Origin of the sequence: Microcystis sp. M53602_WE12, assembly GCF_030065455.1 — a bacterium.
GTDB classification, from domain to species: Bacteria; Cyanobacteriota; Cyanobacteriia; order Cyanobacteriales; family Microcystaceae; genus Microcystis; species Microcystis aeruginosa.
Genome location: NZ_JASJFB010000227.1, coordinates 1 through 1,789, shown reverse-complemented (window position 1 = coordinate 1,789; position 1,789 = coordinate 1). Strand labels below are relative to the sequence as shown.

The 1,789-nt window shown below is 45.4% G+C and carries 2 protein-coding genes; one reads left to right on the top strand and one right to left on the bottom strand.

What is annotated here, in order from left to right; translation table 11 throughout:
* Positions 1-275 precede the first annotated feature (275 nt).
* A complete protein-coding gene (locus tag PX482_RS08225; protein ID WP_044000022.1) occupies positions 276-563 on the top strand; it encodes a hypothetical protein in 288 nt (95 codons plus the stop codon).
* Between the two features lie 108 nt (positions 564-671).
* Here PX482_RS08225 and PX482_RS08220 read toward each other — a convergent pair whose 3' ends face one another.
* Positions 672-1,337, bottom strand: a complete 666-nt coding sequence (locus PX482_RS08220; protein WP_288093857.1) for a choice-of-anchor R domain-containing protein — start codon at positions 1,335-1,337, stop codon at positions 672-674.
* Positions 1,338-1,789 lie beyond the last annotated feature (452 nt).

Below are 1,789 nucleotides of genomic sequence, written 5' to 3'. Positions count from 1 at the left end.
CAATTGTCTATCTTTTGGTATTAACCTATTTGTGCCTTAAGTCCTTTCCTGTATGAATTTCAGCTACTTTTGAGCGTAGTTGCTCTCATCGAATTTTATTTTAAGTTAATTATTTGCATAACAATTCCCGAAGAGCCACAACTTTTAACGCCTACCTACTTGATACTGATTTTAATTATGTAGATGGACTGATTTTAGAACGTTGGTAAGGAGCGCATCACCTACAAAAACAGCCTACAATATTACTAGGCGATCGAATATTCCCGGAAATTCAGATGAGTCAATCCCCCGTCACCAATTCCCTAGAAATTATCCTGACAAATATCACGGAAAAATTAGACTCTTTACAGAAAGATTTCACCGATCTAAAAGTAGATATGGCCGAGGTGAAAACCGAACTCAAAAGTATTGATAGGCGATTGGAAAAAGTAGAGGGAACACAGAACGCTTTAATTAAGGATGTATCGGACCTTAAGGGAGCAAAATCGTTGATTATTCCCGTGGTAGTGGCAGTATTAACCAGTATTCTGACTCTGCTGGTGCGATCGATCCCTAATCCTTAAAAGTTTCCCCGTTTGTATAGTAAATTCGTAGGTCGGGTTGAGGCAACGAAACCCGACATAGATCCTCGGTGGTTGGGTTTCACTCTGTTCAACCTAACCACCGGCAACTTATCCCTCGTTCCGACGACTTTTAACCCCCAGTAATCCCAATCCGAACAGGGACAAAGCCGCGATCGCACTAGGTTCGGGAGTGCGGGCCACCGGACCGGTTATCTCGGTTGCGTTGATCTGGAAACTGTTGAGAACGCTACTGGGAAAGAAACTCGCTCCACTACCAAACCTGGCTCCCGAGAACGTGGCGATGCCCGTCGGGGTTTGAATCGTACTAGAAGCGCTCCAGAGGAAATCTCCACTGGTACTGGTAACGTATAACCAGTATTTAGTACCGGCGGTAAACGTGAAGGGGCCAGTGGGAGTGAAGGTGTAGTCAAAATTTCCCGCTCCTTGAGGGGTGGGATTGGTGAAACTGGCGAGGACGGTACTGCCCGGATCGCTACCCCCGACATCATTGCGGATCTGGACTAGGGGAGTCTCTCCTGGATCGTAGCCACTGAGTCGCAGGATGGCGTTGTCGAGGCTGTAATTGTTACCCGCGGGCAGGGTAAAGGCGAGTGCTTTTATTTCAGTAGTGCTCAAAAAAGTACCACCATCATCATTGGCTTGCGGTAGATTCCCGATGATAACCGCCGCGCGGACAGGGTTTACCCCCCCCCCTATTAGTACAAGTGAACTACTAATGCCCGCTAACACCAAAGAAATTGGTAAGGTTTTCATGATTTCTAAAAAAGTTCAGAAAGATTGCCTTAATTCTATAGCAGCCGTCTCTTCTTTACGACCATTGATTATTTATAGTTATCATTTACCGTCTGGTATGATATTTAATTCTATAGGGTGTTGACAAAAGGGCTAGAAAGTGGTAAGCAACATCGGGCAGTTTCTGGTCGTGCCAAGTGCGATTCCTTTAGGGAGAGGGTAATAGGTCCTCGGTGGTTGGGTTTCACTCCGTATTAACCCGAAGTGATATTTTTTCATCAAAAAAAACTCGATCGCTTAATTGCGATCGAGTCAAGAAAAAACAGACTAATTAGGGCTTGCTGAATAAAGGTGAAATGTAGGCAAGGTAAGGGTTTTGTGGCTTTTCTCGCGAAACAGGTGCAAGATTTTGAGAGAATCGTGCTTCAAAACCTTGCGTCTTCATCGGCCCGCGTCCTGTAGGGGCGAAGCAT